The organism is Haloarchaeobius pelagicus, from assembly GCF_051207375.1.
In the GTDB taxonomy this organism is placed as follows: Archaea; Halobacteriota; Halobacteria; order Halobacteriales; family Natrialbaceae; genus Haloarchaeobius.
In genome coordinates this window covers 54442-69471 of sequence record NZ_JBPJZD010000001.1, presented here as the reverse complement: position 1 = coordinate 69471, position 15030 = coordinate 54442, and the positions used below count along the sequence as shown (strand labels likewise).

Below are 15030 nucleotides of genomic sequence, written 5' to 3'. Positions count from 1 at the left end.
TCATCGTTTTCGGAAAGGCAGAGAGGAGTAAGCCCCCTTCTGTTCGGCCCGGCATTCGGCTAAGCGTCCATCACCATTCGTCCGGGCTACCTTTGGCGTGGACTTGCACCGGTGAAGATTCGCCGTTCCATCCGTTCTCTCCCGTCGACGCTCTGTGGGTTAACTCCCTTGCCTCTCGGGTCGGTTCGCGCACGTCATCGCTCGGGGAGAGGGGTCTCGTTTCTGTTCCAGAGCCAGCGGTCTCCCGCTCCGGGCTTGCGCCCGGTCACCTGCCCAGACGGTGGGGGGACTTTCCTCGCGAGCGCGCCGGGGATAATCCCGACGCGGGTACACGCCCGAAGGCGTGCCGCGGCAGCCAGGCTCTCTCTACCACCAGACTCTATCCTCGTCCCGCATTTAAACACCTCGGTCGGTCAGACGCGCCGTCCCCCACCGGTGCTGCTGGGGCCCTGTCGACACGGTGGTCATTCTTGAGCGAAACGAAACGAAAGCGTTCAAGAGCGACAATCGCCATACCTGTACTATGTCGCAGGCACAGAGCGTCCGTCTGACATACGATGATGGAGCCCGAGCCGTCGAACTGGCACGGGAATCGGTAGAAGGCTTCGTTCTCAACGGTCGCCGTGAGCAGCCCGGCAGCATGCGAGATGCGTTCTACAACCGGACCGGCGCGTTCGTCCGGCTCGAATCCACAAGGGGTCGTGGGAGCCTCAGGGGCTGTGCGGGTGGCTACGAATCGAGCGACCAGCTCGGGCACGTCATCGTCGACGCCGCCATCGAGGCAGCCAGCGAGGACTCCTGTGGCTCGGAGATCACGCCCTCGGAGCTATCGAACCTCACCGTCTCGGTCTGCTCTGTGTGCAACGTCGTCCTCACGGACGACCCCGTCGCGGACATGGAACTCGGGAAGCACGGCGTCGCCATCGACACCGGCACGAACGCGGGCTGGCTCTACCCGACCGTCCCCGTCGAACACGGCTGGTCCGAGGAGGAGTACCTCGGTCGCGTCTGCCGAAAGGCTGGCCTCCCGCCGACCGCCTGGCAGCAGGAGGACGTCGTCGTCACGCTGTTCGAGGGACAGATCTTCCGCGAGCGTACCCCCGAAGGCAGCATCGAAGAACTGACGAACTGAGGAAAGAACTGCTTACTCGAAGCCGACCCGGTCGGCATCCGTCGCGGCGTACCGCTGCGCCTCCCCCAGATCGAACTCCCTGACGAGTTCACCGTCTCGAATCAGCGGTTCGAGCAGCGGCCGGCCATCGGTCGGCCCGGGTCGCGCCGCGAGCCCGACCTCGTGCCCGCCGTCTTCCGACCGGTACACCTGTTTCTTCCCGGAGAGTTTACCGCGCTTGGCCGCCGGTTCGCCGTCGACCTCGACGATGTCGAGCGCGAAGTCCACCGGGTTCGCGTTCGTGACGTAACTGCCGACACCGAAGCCGTCGGCAACGTCCCGAAGCTCGCGGAGCCGCTCGGGAGTGAGGCCGCCGCTGACGAACACGTCCACGTCCTCGTGGCCGCGGGCCGCCAGCTCCCACTGGACCTCCCGGATGATGTGGTGGAAGTCCCCGCGACGCGAGCCGGTCGTGTCCAGGCGAACCCCGTCGAGGTCGTCCCCCAGCTCGTCGACCGCGCGGAGCACCTCGTCGACCTCGTCGGTGTAGGTGTCACAGAGCGCGATTCGGGGAACCGAGTCGGGGACCGATTCGTGGAAGGCCCGCCACGCCGCCTCCTGGTTTCCCTTGCCCATGCAGATCATGAGCGCGTGGGGCATCGTGCCGCTGGCCTCGCGACCGATGACGTCACCGGCGGCGACGTGCGAGAATCCATCGAGGCCACCGACGAGGGCGCTCCGCTCGACGGTCGCCGCGATGGCAGGGTGGACGTGGCGCGCACCGAAGGAGAGCACCTGCGAGTCCGGGGCGGCCCGCCGTGCTTCGAGGGCAGCCGTGGCGAACGCGCTCGCCTGCGAGAGGAAGCCCAGGAGCGAGGTCTCGAACCGCGCGAACTCGAGGTACTCGCCCTCGATTCGCATCACGGGACCGCCGTCGAACAGGCAGCCCTCCGGGATGGCGTCGGCGTCGAGGTCGAGACCTTCGAGCAGGTGGGCCGCGTTCTCCAGCCCGGCGAACAGTTCGAACTCCCCGTCGGGGAACTGGTCCGCCGTCACCTCCGCGACCACCGTCGGGTTCCGGCCGGCGTGTTCGAGTGCCGACTCGGTCCGCTCGAAGTACGCGTCGGTCGCACGACCGTCGCGAATCGCGGCGGTCGGAATCGTGTCGAAGGGGTCGTCCATACCCCCCGTTTCTGCGGGGATGGCGAAAAAGCACCGCTACGCGGTCGGCGACGGACTCGGCTGAACGTCCCGAACCGCCGACGTGTTCGTCCCCGACTGCACCCGGTGGACCGCGTCGAGTTCCTGGACCGTCGGTGCGTTGACCACGACCACGGTGTCACCGCGCTGGACGACCCGGAAGGCGTCCTCGAACGTGCCCGACTCGATGGCGTACACACCGTTTCCGCGGGCCGTCGCGTCGTTGGCCGCGAGGACGTCCTCGTAGGCCTGCCGGAACTCGGTCGCGTCGGCTTCCGAATCCCACACCGACTGCCAGACGTACGCCTGCTGGTCGCCGTTCTCGTAGAACACCAGCCGGTCACCGGCCCAGCCGGTCGAGAGCGGGTGGTCGTAGGTGTAGCGCGAGACCGACCCGTTCCGGCTCGTCAGGTGCTCGCGAGGGACGACCCGGGCGTACCACAGCATCGTGTACACGTTCGCCTCGCCGACGGTCTCGGCGCGGTCCTCGCCTTCGTCGGTCTCCAGGCGCTGCCAGCCGCCGGTCGCGCGGTCAGGTATCGAGACGGCGACAGGCGTCTCGTCGGGATACTTGCTGGAGTGGATAACCTGCTCCGTGCTGGCCGGATGGTTCTCAAAGGCACCGTCGACGGCCTCCCAGCCGCCGCGGTCGTACAGCTCCGAGACGAACACCGGCCCTTCACCGTAGGGCACGAACGATGCGACGGAGAGCCCGACGTTGTAGTCCGCGGACCGGCTCCCACCGCCGGACTGGCCGGCGACCGTGACACAGCTCCATTCGCCGGATTTGCAGGCGTCCTCGTACCGGGCCTCGACGTAGTTCGCGTCCCCCTCGATGACCGACTGTGCGGCGAGTCGGCCATCACGGGTGTCGGTTCGGTAGCCCAGCCCGAGGTGTTGGTCCTGCAGGGCGTGTTCGAGTTCGTGGGCGAGTGTCGCGCGCGAGACCCGCAGGTCGTTCGGGTCGTCGCTCACGAGGACGATCTTGTCGCTGGTGTAGTAGCCGAGGACGGTCGACCCGTACAGGCGGTCGAACGCCGCCTCGACGCCAGTGTCCTCGCCGACGACGAACAGCGCCTCCCAGAACTGCTCGCGCCAGGGCGGTGCCTCACCGCTGCCGCCACCACCGCGCTGGTCGCGGTAGGTCTCACGTGAGATGACGCGGACCGACACCTCTCTGGTGAACTCGTACCCGCGGAGGTGTTCGAGCCGGGCCATCATCCGGGCTTTGACGACCTCGACCTCTGCCTGGGTCAGCCCGTCGCTCCCGTCGACGGCGACCGAATCGTTCCACCAGTAACCGTCCTCCCAGCCGAGGCGGTCGCTGGCCGGGTCCGGCCGGTTCGACTCGGGTTCGCTGATGGTATCCTCGCCGAAGTCGAGCGCCGAACAGCCGGCGAGCAGGAGGACGAGCACCAGCGCGAAGACGAGCAGCCCACGTCGCATTGCCCGACCCTTACGAGAGCGTGGCTATAGCACTTCCCCCGACTCGCCCGGGAACTGCCAGCCACGGGACAACCGCTTTGGGCCAGCCGGTCGAACCCTCGAGCATGGAGTTCGACCCTGACAGCACCGCGGTCGTCGTCGTGGACATGCAGAACGGCTTCTGCAAACCCGAGGGCGCGCTCTACGCGCCCGGGAGCGAAGCCGCCATCGAGCCGGTCGCGTCGCTCGTCGACCGGGCCCACGACGCCGGCGTCCGCGTCGTCTTCACCCGGGACGTCCACCCGCCGGGCCAGTTCGACGAGAACCACTACTACGACGAGTTCGAGCGCTGGGGCGAGCACGTACTCGAGGACTCCTGGGAGGCCGAGCTGGTCGACGAGCTCACCGTCGCCGAGGCCGACCACGTCGTCGAGAAGCACACGTACGACGCCTTCCACGAGACCGAACTGGACGGCTGGCTCTCCGCGCGCGGTATCGACGACCTGCTCCTCTGTGGGACGCTCGCGAACGTCTGCGTCCTCCACACCGCCGGGAGCGCCGGGCTCCGGGACTACAAGCCCGTGCTCGTGGAGGACTGCATCGGTGCCATCGAGGACGGCCACAAGGAGTACGCGCTGGAACACGCCGACTGGCTGTTCGGCGAAGTGGTCCAGCGTTCGGAGATCGCGTTCGCTGAACAAGAGGGCTGACAGGCGGCACTATAGTCGCGTTTGCACGTCATTTCACACTCGACCGCACGACTGCGTGCGGTCCGATGTGTACACAGTTGCAAACGCTACTATACCCCCCGTCCGGCGGTGTGCCACACACCCGCCGAGTTCGCCGGACGGCGATTCTTACGTCACGGCGGGTCTGGATGCGGTCTCGTATTTGAAGTCGCGGGTGCTGGAGTGGCCAGTCCACCGTGGCGCGCGCTGGCTCGTGTGTCGAACGCCAGTGAGACCACGAGCAGAAAGCGCGCGAGGTCTCCACGAGCCTGCGAGTGGAGGCTCGTGAGAGCTTGCTCTCACGTTGGACGACCGGAGCGATAGCGGAGGGAGTCGGCTGGGGAGGGTGTGGCTGCGGAGCTGTGCGGGTGCGGTCTCCAGTGCCACCAGCGCGAGTCGATGACCCGGTGGAACTGGCAGCAGTCGTACCTGATCTACCTCTCAAAGGGCGGTAGACGACAGTACCCGACCGAACACCACAGCTGAGCAGCTACCCCAGAATTATCGGCTCGTCAGTCTGCTGAATCTCCACACTCAGCGACTCACCCACCGAAAACGAGTGCCCCGGACAGATGACCTTCGCGCCGAAGCCGTCGTCCTGCGCCAGGAAGAGCGACAGCCCGGTCACCTGCTCGCCGTTCGCCCGAATCTCGATATCGTGCCAGGAGACGGTTCTCCCCGTGGCGTCGCCCACGGGCGTCCCCAGCAGCGACACCTCGCCGCCCTCACCAGCCAGCAGCCCGCCGCCATCGTAGTGGCGCAAACCGCCGTCGAGCACACCCCCCGAATCCGCCGCGATACCCACGAAGCCCGCACCCGGTGACGGGTGCGACGGCGAATCGAGCAGGGCGTACGTCTCGCCGGTCTCGACGACCGTTCCGGTCCCGTCCCATGCCAGGGGTTCGACCGGTACGTCGACCGCGAGGGGAAGCGACCCCGACGCCCGGAGCAGGTTCTGGTCGGGCGTCCGGAAGCCGACGTGGAGGTGGTTCCCGACCCAGGGGGCGAAGAAGCCCGCCCGGACCATCGTCCCGAGCGAGTCGCCCGGAGCGACCTCGTCACCGGCTTCGACGCCGGGGTCGACGTGCATGATGCGGGCGAGGACGTCGCCGTCATCGGTGTAGTCGAACCCCGGCGTCGCCCCGGCGTCGACCCGGACCACGATGAGGTGGTCGTGGTCTGGCGAATAGGGTTTCGTCGGCGCTCGAACCGTGTGCGTCTCGACGACCTCGCCGGCGACCGGACTGTGCGCCCCATCGTCGGGATAGAGGTCGATTGCGCAGCCGTCGTCGTGGGCCGGGTACGGCGAGTTGTACAGCGAGAAGCGCGGGTAGCGCGCGAGCAGGTCGCCAGTGAGCGTGACCGCCATCGGCTGGATTTCGGACCGGACGGGTTTAGGCACGTCGCCCCGAACCCCCGGCCATGCGCGTGGTCAGAGGGCGAGCAGGCTCGGTGTCGGCGGACAGGGACGCGACGCGCGAGTTGCTAGACGAAGTCGGAGACTCTGGAGAGCCGGTCGTCCGTGTCTGGGCCCCTCACCGCCAGATCGCCTTCGGTCGTCGGGACGCCCGCGAGGACGGCTTCGCGGCAGCCACAGCCGCGGCCCACGACCACGGCTTCGAGCCGGTCGAGCGGAGTGTCGGCGGCCGCGCCGTGGCCTACGACGGCGAGACCACGCTGGCGTTCGCTCGCATCACCCCGCACGAGGACATGCGCCTGGGGATGGACGAGCGATACGAGTCGCTGACGACCGATGTCCAGCGCGCCCTGCGAGAACTGGGCGTCGACGCAACCCGGGGCGAACCCGCGAACTCCTTCTGCCCCGGGCAGCACTCGCTGCAGGCCGACGGCAAACTCGTCGGTATCGCCCAGCGCGTGACCAAGGGCGCGGCCATCACGTCCGGCATCTGCCTGGTGGCGAACCACGACGAACTGGCGGCCGTACTTGAGGACGTGTACGAAGCCCTCGGCGTGCCCTTCGACCCCGCTTCGGTCGGGAGCGTCGCGAACGCCGGCGGACCAGCAGACCCCGAGGTGGTCCGGGAGGTGCTGGAGGTTGCACTCGTCGGTGACGCCGGGACCACCGTGGAACATCTCCGAGAGACTTAGGACGCGGGCCGCTGGAGTGGACGTATGCGCATCGGCAACGCCACGCTGCCGGACGGGACGACCGCCGACGTCGAGGTCGAGGATGGAACGATTACCGCCGTGGGGGACCTCGGCGGCGAGTACGACGTGGACGCGACCGGGAAGCTGCTCTTCCCCGGCGCGATCGACGCCCACGTCCACTTCCGCCAGCCCGGCTACGGCCACAAGGAGACCTGGGAAACAGGGTCGCAGAGCGCGGCCGCCGGCGGCGTCACCACCGTCGTCGACCAGCCGAACACCAGCCCGCCGACCACGACGGGCGAGGCGTTCGACCAGAAAGCCGAGTTCGCCGAACAGTCCATCGTCGACTGGGGCATCAACGGCGGCGTCACCGCCGACTGGGACCCCGAGTCGCTGTTCGACCGGCCCCTGTTCGCCCTCGGTGAGGTGTTCCTCGCCGACTCGACCGGCGACATGGGTATCGAGGCCGACCTGTTCGCCGAGGCCGTCGAGTTGGCTGGCGAACACGACGTGACCGTCACGGTCCACGCCGAGGACGCCGACCTGTTCGACGAGTCCGCGAAATCGCGGGACGACGCCGACGCCTGGTCGGCCTACCGCGCCGCCGAGGCCGAGGCCGCCGCCGTCGAACGCGCCTGCGAGGTCGGGGCCGAATACGACACCGCCATCCACATCGCCCACACCTCCACGCCGGAGGGTGTGGACGCTGCCGCAGCGGCGGGCGCGACCTGCGAGGTCACCCCACACCACCTGTTCCTCTCGCGTGACGACCTGCCCGAGCTCGGTACCTTCGGCCGGATGAACCCACCCCTCCGGAGCGAGGACCGCCGGGAGGCCGTCTTCGAGCGCGTCGCCGACGGTACCGTCGACATCATCGCGACCGACCACGCCCCCCACACCCGCGAGGAGAAGGACGCCAGCATCTGGGACGCGCCGTCCGGGGTTCCGGGCGTCGAGACGATGGTCCCGCTGCTACTCGAAGAAGCACGTACGGGAACCCTCAGCTACGAACGCGTCCGCGACCTCGTCGCCGCGAACCCGGCGAGCATCTTCGACCTGCCCGAGAAGGGCCGTATTCAGGAGGGCATGGACGCCGACCTTGCACTGTACGATACCGAGAATCCCCGCGCAATCCGCGGCGAAGACCTCCACTCGAACTGCGGCTGGACCCCGTTCGAGGGGAAACAGGGGGTGTTCCCCGAGTGGACGATGGTCCGCGGCGAGGTCGTCTGGGACGCCGAGGACGGGTTCGGCGAAGTCGCAGGAAAGAACGTCCGCGAGTAGACCGGCCGCCTACAGCGACGGGGCGACCGTTCCGACGACGGCGAACACGCCACCGCCGACGCGGTAGCCCGTCCGCCCCCGCTCGGTCAACTGTGTCTCCGCCCCCACCAGCGAGTTCTCGAGCCTGAACAGCGCATCCGGATAGCGCAGATGCAGGTACGCGAGCAGCCAGCACAGCGCTGCGAGTCCGACGCCGAGGAATGCCATATCGGGTGGTCGGGGACTGGTGCTTGAATACCTTGTGTGGTCGATTGGAGAGTGTGGCTTCGGAGCTGTGCGGTTCGGTTGCGGTATTCATCGCCATCGGCGCGAATCGTCTGCGAGTTCGCGGACCCACTGCGTCGGACTCCGACGAAAGACACGGCCACGAACGCGCTCGGGACTCAGGCGAGAATCAAACCAGCCAGCTACACACCCACCGCAACCACTTCCACGACCGAACTCCCGAGCATCACACCGAAGCCGAACCCACCGATTTGCGCCATCGCCCGACGCGACTTCGCTTCGGTCCAGTCCGAGTTCTTCCCCAGGAGCCCCTCTCGTACCGCGACGGCGTCACCGAGGATGATGGAGCCCGACCAGCCGACGAGACCGAAGCCGAACGCGAGCGTCCCGAGGGCGAAGACGGTGCCAGCAGCACCACGAGGAGAGAAACCGAGTGCGACGAACAGCGGGACCGCGACCAGCCCGACGACCGCACCGACCGCCAGCGCGGTGGCGACCAGCCGGGCACGGCCGCGCCAGTGCATCAGTCGACCGTCTCGCGCATCCGCGGGTCCAGCGCGTCACGCATCCCGTCACCGAGCAGGTTGAACCCGAGGACGGTCAGCGCGAGGAACAGCCCGGGGAAGAACGACATCCACCACAGGCCGGTCTGGAGCCCGTTGCTCACACCGTTCGAGAGCATCAGCCCCCACGAGGGCATCCCGGGCGGCGCGCCGAAACCGAGGAACGACAGCGCCGCCAGGTCGATGATGGCCAGCCCGAAGTTCAGCGTGGACTGGACCGTCACCGGCGCGAGCGTGTTCGGGACGACGTGTCGGATGAGCACCCGGGCGTCGCGTGCACCGAGCGCCTGCGTCGCCTCGATGTACTCGTCTTCGAGCACCTTCAGCGCGGCGCCGCGGACGACGCGGGCGAACCGCGGCGTGTACACCAGCGTGAGCGCGGCGACCGCCCGCCACAACCCGAGGGTTATCTCCTCACCGAAGAACGGGAGCGCCTCCAGGAACCCCGGCGTGGCGATCTTCTCCGGGAAGACGGCGACCAGCGCCAGCGCCAGCAGCAGCGACGGGAACGCGAGCAGCACGTCCATCGACCGCATGATGAGGTTGTCCGTCACGTCGCCGTAGTACGCGGCGAGGATGCCGAACCCGACGCCGAACGTGGTCGAGAGCCCGACGGTGACGGTCCCGAACTTCAGGGCGATCCACGCCCCGTACAGCGTCCGTTTGTAGATGTCGCGGGCGGACGCGTCGGTGCCGAACAGCTGTTCCGTCACCCCTGCGGAGCCGAGCCACCCCGGCGGTGCGCGGTCCACGAACGTGGTCCCCAGCCGCGACCGCTGGAGGAGCGAGAGATCGTAGAACAGCCGGGCGTAGACGGCGATCACCAGCATCGCGAGGATGATGCCGATGCCCATGAGGGCGAGGCGGTTCGACAGGAGTTGCGAGAGGAACGGCGAGTCACGAAGCCGCGTGAGCAGCCCCCGGTCCGTCCCGACCGTCTTCGAATCGGATGTTTCCGTGCTCATTGTTGGATACGTGGGTCGAGGTAGCTGTACGTGATGTCGACGCCGAGGGTCACGAGCGTGAACAGCAGCGCGAACGTCAACACGGTACCCTGCACGAGCGGGTAGTCACTCGCGTTGATGGCGGAGACGAGCAGGTTCCCGACGCCACCGATGCCGAACACCGTCTCGGTCAGCACCGCACCGCCGAGGAGCGTCCCGAACTGGATGCCGACGACGGTGATGACGGGAATCATCGCGTTCTTGAACCCGTGTTTCAACGTGGTGATCTTCGCACCTTGCCCCTTGGCGCGGGCGGTCCGCATGTAGTCCTGCCTGACGACCTCGAGCATCGACGAGCGCATCATCCGCGAGACGAGCGCCATCGAGTACACCCCGATGGTCACCGCCGGGAGGAACATGTGATGCACCGCCGAAAGCCAGGCGTCGAGGCGACCCAGCAACAGCGTGTCGATCGTGACCATCCCCGTCAGCGGCAACTGGACCCCGAGGAGGGACCAGCTGTTGTCGAGGAAGATGGTGCTCCCGATGCGACCGCTGGTCGGGAAGATGCCCAGGTAGATGGAGAAGAACAGGATGAGCAGCGGCCCGGACCAGTAGATGGGCACCGAGATACCGGCGAGCGCCCCGATACGGGTCGCGTGGTCCGTCAGCGTGTCCTGCTTCACGGCCGAGAGGACACCCAGTGGGATGCCGAGCAGGAGTCCGATGGCCTGGCCGTACAGCGCGAGCTCCACCGTGACCGGGAGCTTCTCGATCAGGACCTCCTTGACCGACTGGCCCTTCGCGATCTGGTAGGACTGGCCGAACTCGAACTGGGCTGCATCGGCGAGGAACCGGACATACTGCACCAGGAAGGGGTCGTTCAACCCGAGTTGCTCGCGAACCTGTGCGATCTGCTCCGCGGAGGCCCGCTGGCCGAGGATAACCCTGACGGGGTCACCCGGGGCCAGATGGAGGATGGCGAAGACGAGCGACGCCACTCCGAACAGGACCGGCACGAGCAGTAACAGCCGTTTCAGTACGAACCGCTTAGAGACCATTGTACGAGTGAATAACGGAGGGAATGGGGCTGCGCTACTTCAGTGTAACCGTCTCTAGGTACGGTCCACCGACAGAACTGACGGTGTAGGAGTCGGACTCGACCGCCTCGTTGACCGCACGCAGCGTCTGTGCGTAGTCCACGAAGATCCACGGCGCTTCGTCGTGAGCGATCTCGTTCGCCTTCCGGTAGAGCTCCTTGCGCTTGGCCTCGTCGTAGGTGGACTGGCCCTCACGCACCGTCTGCATGAACTCGGTGTTGGCCCAGCCGCCGACGTTGAGGGTGCTGTAGCCCTCGGTGTCGAAGCTGACCCAGTCCTGGCCGTCCGGAACGGCGTCCATGTCGACCTTCGGGTCGAGCAGGACGTACAGGAAGTTGTCCGGGTCCGCGTTGTCGGTGTACCAGCCGAGGAAACACGCGTCGTGCTTGCCCTGGGCGGTGTAGTCGAGGTAGGAGGAGAACGTGGAGAACTGGTTGATGTTCACCGTCAGGCCGATCTCCTCGAGGTCGGACTTGACCTGGTTGGCCGTCTGGACCGGGCTCGGGTTGTACCCACGCGGGTTCGAGAACGTCGCGAGCTCGAACTCGATGTCGGACGCACCGGCCTCCTCGAGCATCGTCGACGCCTTGTCCTTGTCCGTCGGGTACGGGTCGAGGTTCACGTTGTGCCCGAGGACGTCCGGCGGGAGCGGCTGGTCGGCCTGGCTGGCGAAGCCCTCGTAGATCTGGTTGACGATGGCTTCCGTGTTCACCGCGTAGCTGATGGCCTGGCGGACCTTCTTGTCACGGAACTCCTCCTTGCGGGCCATGTTGAACGCCATGTACCCGACGTTGATGCCGTTCTTGGAGGCCAGCGTCGCCGTGTCGGCGTCCTGGACCTGCTTCGAGGACTGCGAGTCGAGGTTGTCCGTGATGTGGGACTCGCCCTCGATGACGCTGGAGACGCGCGTGGAGTTCTGCTTGATGGTCGAGAAGACGACCTCGTCGACGTTCGGTCCGTCGCCCCAGAAGTCACCGTAGGCGGCGAGACGGACGCGCTGGTTGGAGTTGTCGAGTTCGTCGAACTGGAACGGGCCGGTCCCCTTGGGGTCCGTGCCGAGCTCAACCTGGCCGCTCGGGTTGGAACCCAGGGACTCGATCTGTTTCTTCGAGAGGATGGCCGCCGCGAACATCGCGAGGTTGCGGAGGAACGGCGCGTACTGCTGGGTGAGCTCGATCTGCAGCTCGTAGTCGCTGCTGGCGTCGATGCTCTTGACCCAGCTGCCGAAGGTGAACGGGCCGTAGCCCGAGCGGTTCTCGTCGCCGAGGTAGTAGTCGTACTCGGAGTCGGTGAAGCGACGGATGGTCGCCTTGGCGTCGGCCGCCGTGAACTCCTCGCCGTTGTGGAACGTCACGCCCTCCTGGAGGGTCAGCGTCGCGGTCGTCCCGTCGAGGCTGTACTCGGTCGCGAGACTGTCGCTGAGCTGGCCCCCGCTGCCGGGCGCGAACTGGATGAGCTGGTCGAAGATCTGGTTCGTGACCTTCGCGACCTCACCACTTGTCGTCTGCTGCGGGTCGTAGTTGGTCGGGTGGTCACCGCGCGAGTAGACGAGTGTGCCCCCGCCCCCACCACTGTCACCACTGAGAGAGCCGAGACACCCAGCCGTCGTCGTCGCTGCGACGGTCGCCGTCCCAGCTGCCTTCAAGAAACTGCGTCTGTCAACCGTATCGCGTGCCATAGCCACGTGTGGCACCGTTTACCTTATAAACATACCGATGCAGTGACACACCTAAACAAGGCCATGAGGACGTGTTATAGGGCGAAATCGACAGATAGCAATACTTGCGAGAGAGGCTCTGTACCATCGGTATTCACCGGAACAACTCAACAGTGGTGCTACAGAAAAGCCGAGAGACGCGTTACCGTGGGAGGTGACAGGCCGTCTGGTGGCGGTCACCGGCGAGGTCGGGGTCGTCGAGTTCACACGGGGTCTCGAACGTCTCCTGCAGGCGCGATTCGGCCTGCTCCCACTCGTCGGCGACGACCAGCTCGCACACCTCGCGGACGATGCTACCGGCCTCGCCCCGGGGCGGCTCCTCGAACTCACGGTCGAGGAGGGCGTCCACGAGGTCGCGCGTCGATGCGCCACCGTCGGTCGCGGCCTGCATCGGTGGCTCGACCTCGCCGGGGTCGTCTTCGACCGCCTCGTCTTGCACCGCCTCGAGGCTGATGTCACGCCCCTCGACGCGCTGGCGGAAGTCCATCACCGCCCGGAACGTCTCCTGGTCGAGGTCGAGGTCTGCCGGCGGGATGACCTGGGGACAGCGCGTCCGGAACGAACAGCCCGACGGTGGGTCGATGGGGCTCGGCACGTCGCCCTTGAGGATGATGCGGTCGTCGGTGTCCGCCAGGGGGTCGGGTTTGGGAATCGAGGAGAGCAACGCCTGGGTGTAGGGATGTTGCGGGTCGTCGAACAGCTCCCACGTCGGCGCGGTCTCGACCACCTGCCCGAGGTACATCACGGCCACGCGGTCGCAGATGTGCCGGACGACGGAGAGGTCGTGGGCGATGAACAGGTAGGTGAGCCCGAACTCCTCCTGGAGGTCCTCCATGAGGTTGAGGATCTGCGCTTGCACCGAGACGTCGAGCGCCGACACCGGTTCGTCGGCCACGATGAAGTCGGGGTCGACCGCGAGCGCGCGGGCGATGCCGACGCGCTGGCGCTGCCCACCGGACATCTCGTGGGGGTAGCGGTCGAACTGCGCCGGTTCGAGGCCGACCGCCTCCATCAGTTCGACGGCGCGGTCGCGGCGCGCCTGGCGCTGTGACTTCCCACCCGTGTTCTCGGGCAGGTCGTGTATCTTCAGGGGCTCGATGATGGTCTGGCCGACCGTCATCCGGGGGTCCAGCGACGACAGCGGGTCCTGGAAGATCATCTGCATGTCCTGTCGTTTCTCGCGGAGCCCCGTGCTGTCGAGTCCGCCGAGGTCGTCGCCCGCGAAGACGACGGTCCCGTCGGTCGGTTCGAGCAGTCGGAGGATGGTCCGCCCGGTGGTGGACTTCCCACAGCCGGACTCACCGACCAGCCCCAGCGTCTCCCCCTCGAAGATCTCGAGGTCGACGCCGTCGACCGCCTTCACGGTCTGTGGCTCGTTCGAGAGCCACTTGTCGAGCAGGTCGTCGGCCCGCGAGAAGTACTTGTGCAGGTCGTCGACCTCGAGCAGCGGCTCGCCGCCGAACTCCTCGCGCTCGGCCGAGACGGTCTCCAGGTCGGCCCCGTACTCGCTCTCGTCGAACTCGTCGAGGACGCACTTCGCGCGGTGCTGGACCTCGGGCCCACCGTGTTGCTTGAACGGCATCTCGCCGCTGGTACACTCGTCGGTCGCCCAGGGGCACCGGGGCGCGAAGTGGCACCCGGCGGGCATGTCGATGAGGTCCGGGACGTTCCCCTCGATGGGGGTCAGGCGGTCCGAGTTCTCGGTCGGGATGGATTCGAGCAGGGCGTAGGTGTAGGGGTGCGAGGGGTTGTGGAATATCTCCTCGACCGGGCCCTCCTCGACGATCTCGCCGGCGTACATCACGGCGACGCGGTCACACGTCTCGGCGACCACGCCGAGGTCGTGCGTGATGAACAGCACGGACATGCCGAAGTCGTCCTGCAGGTCGTTGATGAGGTCCAGAATCTGGGCCTGGATGGTCACGTCCAGTGCCGTCGTCGGCTCGTCCGCGATGAGCAGCTTCGGGCGACAGGCGAGCGCGATGGCGATGAGGACGCGCTGGCGCATCCCGCCGGAGAACTCGTGGGGGTACTCGTCGAGCCGGGCCTCGGGTTCGGGGATACCGACCGCGTCGAGGATGTTGATGGTGTCCTCGATGACGCGGTCGTCCACGTTGCGGTCGGGGAACAGCTCGCGGATGGCGTTGAGCCAGGTGTCCTTTCGTTTCCCGTCGTAGCGGTGCAGGCGCAGGCTCTCTGCGACCTGCTCGCCGACGGTCACGGCGGGGTTGAGCGAGGTCATCGGGTCCTGGAAGATCATGCTCATGTCCCCGCCCCGGATGTCGCGCATGGCCGCCTCGGGCGCGTCGGTCAGGGTGACCGTATCCCCGGAGACGAACCCATCGGCCTTCTTCGGGTACTTCTCGCGCAGTTCGGTCGCGAGTTCGGCGTCGCGGAACGTCACGTCACCGCCGGCGATCTCGCCGGGGTCGTCGACGAGTTGCATCGCCGACAGCGCCGTCACGCTCTTGCCCGACCCGCTTTCGCCAACGAGTCCAACGGTTTCCCCTTCGCGGATGGTGAGGTCGACCCCGTCGACGGCCTTCACCGTACCGCGCTCCGTCTTGAACTGTGTCTGCAAGTCGGAGAGAGACAGTAGGTCGGTCATTGTCGTTTATATCGCA

13 protein-coding genes and 1 other RNA gene are annotated in these 15030 nt (G+C 67.0%); 4 read left to right on the top strand and 10 right to left on the bottom strand.

All coding sequences use genetic code 11. The features are described from left to right. Positions 1 to 16: 16 nt before the first annotated feature. Positions 17 to 371, bottom strand: an RNA gene (gene rnpB, locus ACSC1S_RS00375) — RNase P RNA component. 152 nt (positions 372 to 523) lie between these two features. Here rnpB and ACSC1S_RS00370 point away from each other — a divergent pair. Next, positions 524 to 1132 carry a TIGR00296 family protein gene (locus ACSC1S_RS00370; protein ID WP_261649664.1) on the top strand — a complete coding sequence of 203 codons (609 nt, stop codon included), beginning with the start codon at positions 524 to 526 and terminating at the stop codon, positions 1130 to 1132. A gap of 12 nt (positions 1133 to 1144) precedes the next feature. Here the strand turns inward: ACSC1S_RS00370 and ACSC1S_RS00365 are convergent, their stop codons facing one another. Both ACSC1S_RS00365 and ACSC1S_RS00360 read right to left on the bottom strand, forming a co-directional pair. Continuing rightward, a complete protein-coding gene (locus ACSC1S_RS00365; protein WP_435362686.1) occupies positions 1145 to 2293 on the bottom strand; it encodes a nicotinate phosphoribosyltransferase in 1149 nt (382 codons plus the stop codon). Between the two features lie 36 nt (positions 2294 to 2329). After that, entirely contained in the window at positions 2330 to 3757 is a 1428-nt protein-coding gene (locus ACSC1S_RS00360; RefSeq protein WP_435362685.1) for an Hvo_1808 family surface protein, read from the bottom strand. Between the two features lie 104 nt (positions 3758 to 3861). On the opposite strand from ACSC1S_RS00360, the gene ACSC1S_RS00355 reads away from it, so the two are divergent. Further along, positions 3862 to 4446, top strand: a complete 585-nt coding sequence (locus ACSC1S_RS00355; protein ID WP_435362684.1) for a cysteine hydrolase family protein — start codon at positions 3862 to 3864, stop codon at positions 4444 to 4446. A 508-nt stretch (positions 4447 to 4954) separates the two neighbouring features. On the opposite strand, the gene ACSC1S_RS00350 is transcribed toward ACSC1S_RS00355, so the two are convergent. After that, positions 4955 to 5833: a DUF8155 domain-containing protein gene (locus tag ACSC1S_RS00350; protein ID WP_435362683.1), complete on the bottom strand. Its 879-nt coding sequence runs from the start codon at positions 5831 to 5833 to the stop codon at positions 4955 to 4957. A gap of 53 nt (positions 5834 to 5886) precedes the next feature. Between ACSC1S_RS00350 and ACSC1S_RS00345 the strand changes: the two genes are divergently transcribed. Further along, entirely contained in the window at positions 5887 to 6573 is a 687-nt protein-coding gene (locus ACSC1S_RS00345) for a lipoate--protein ligase family protein (protein ID WP_435362682.1), read from the top strand. 24 nt (positions 6574 to 6597) lie between these two features. Then, positions 6598 to 7857, top strand: a complete 1260-nt coding sequence (locus ACSC1S_RS00340; protein ID WP_435362681.1) for a dihydroorotase — start codon at positions 6598 to 6600, stop codon at positions 7855 to 7857. 9 nt (positions 7858 to 7866) lie between these two features. Here ACSC1S_RS00340 and ACSC1S_RS00335 read toward each other — a convergent pair whose 3' ends face one another. The 6 genes from ACSC1S_RS00335 to ACSC1S_RS00310 form a co-directional block, all read right to left on the bottom strand. Then, positions 7867 to 8064 carry a hypothetical protein gene (locus ACSC1S_RS00335; RefSeq protein WP_435362680.1) on the bottom strand — a complete coding sequence of 66 codons (198 nt, stop codon included), beginning with the start codon at positions 8062 to 8064 and terminating at the stop codon, positions 7867 to 7869. Between the two features lie 200 nt (positions 8065 to 8264). Further along, entirely contained in the window at positions 8265 to 8606 is a 342-nt protein-coding gene (locus tag ACSC1S_RS00330; protein ID WP_435362679.1) for a DUF7268 family protein, read from the bottom strand. Then, a complete protein-coding gene (locus tag ACSC1S_RS00325) occupies positions 8606 to 9610 on the bottom strand; it encodes an ABC transporter permease (RefSeq protein ID WP_435362678.1) in 1005 nt (334 codons plus the stop codon). The genes ACSC1S_RS00330 and ACSC1S_RS00325 overlap by 1 nt, the downstream gene beginning before the upstream one ends. Further along, the gene (locus tag ACSC1S_RS00320) at positions 9607 to 10650 is read right to left on the bottom strand and encodes an ABC transporter permease (protein WP_435362677.1); all 1044 of its coding nucleotides are present in this window, start codon (positions 10648 to 10650) and stop codon (positions 9607 to 9609) included. Before ACSC1S_RS00320 ends, ACSC1S_RS00325 begins: the two co-directional genes overlap by 4 nt. A gap of 34 nt (positions 10651 to 10684) precedes the next feature. Beyond that, positions 10685 to 12367: an ABC transporter substrate-binding protein gene (locus ACSC1S_RS00315; protein WP_435362676.1), complete on the bottom strand. Its 1683-nt coding sequence runs from the start codon at positions 12365 to 12367 to the stop codon at positions 10685 to 10687. Positions 12368 to 12548: 181 nt separating this feature from the next. Then, a complete protein-coding gene (locus ACSC1S_RS00310) occupies positions 12549 to 15014 on the bottom strand; it encodes an ABC transporter ATP-binding protein (RefSeq protein ID WP_435362675.1) in 2466 nt (821 codons plus the stop codon). Positions 15015 to 15030 lie beyond the last annotated feature (16 nt).

Coding starts and splice junctions, on each gene's coding strand:
- ACSC1S_RS00370 (WP_261649664.1), top strand. CDS start 524: ATGTCGCAGGCACAGAGCGTCCGTCTGACATACGATGATGGAGCCCGA.
- ACSC1S_RS00365 (WP_435362686.1), bottom strand. CDS start 2,293: ATGGACGACCCCTTCGACACGATTCCGACCGCCGCGATTCGCGACGGT.
- ACSC1S_RS00360 (WP_435362685.1), bottom strand. CDS start 3,757: ATGCGACGTGGGCTGCTCGTCTTCGCGCTGGTGCTCGTCCTCCTGCTC.
- ACSC1S_RS00355 (WP_435362684.1), top strand. CDS start 3,862: ATGGAGTTCGACCCTGACAGCACCGCGGTCGTCGTCGTGGACATGCAG.
- ACSC1S_RS00350 (WP_435362683.1), bottom strand. CDS start 5,833: ATGGCGGTCACGCTCACTGGCGACCTGCTCGCGCGCTACCCGCGCTTC.
- ACSC1S_RS00345 (WP_435362682.1), top strand. CDS start 5,887: ATGCGCGTGGTCAGAGGGCGAGCAGGCTCGGTGTCGGCGGACAGGGAC.
- ACSC1S_RS00340 (WP_435362681.1), top strand. CDS start 6,598: ATGCGCATCGGCAACGCCACGCTGCCGGACGGGACGACCGCCGACGTC.
- ACSC1S_RS00335 (WP_435362680.1), bottom strand. CDS start 8,064: ATGGCATTCCTCGGCGTCGGACTCGCAGCGCTGTGCTGGCTGCTCGCG.
- ACSC1S_RS00330 (WP_435362679.1), bottom strand. CDS start 8,606: ATGCACTGGCGCGGCCGTGCCCGGCTGGTCGCCACCGCGCTGGCGGTC.
- ACSC1S_RS00325 (WP_435362678.1), bottom strand. CDS start 9,610: ATGAGCACGGAAACATCCGATTCGAAGACGGTCGGGACGGACCGGGGG.
- ACSC1S_RS00320 (WP_435362677.1), bottom strand. CDS start 10,650: ATGGTCTCTAAGCGGTTCGTACTGAAACGGCTGTTACTGCTCGTGCCG.
- ACSC1S_RS00315 (WP_435362676.1), bottom strand. CDS start 12,367: ATGGCACGCGATACGGTTGACAGACGCAGTTTCTTGAAGGCAGCTGGG.
- ACSC1S_RS00310 (WP_435362675.1), bottom strand. CDS start 15,014: ATGACCGACCTACTGTCTCTCTCCGACTTGCAGACACAGTTCAAGACG.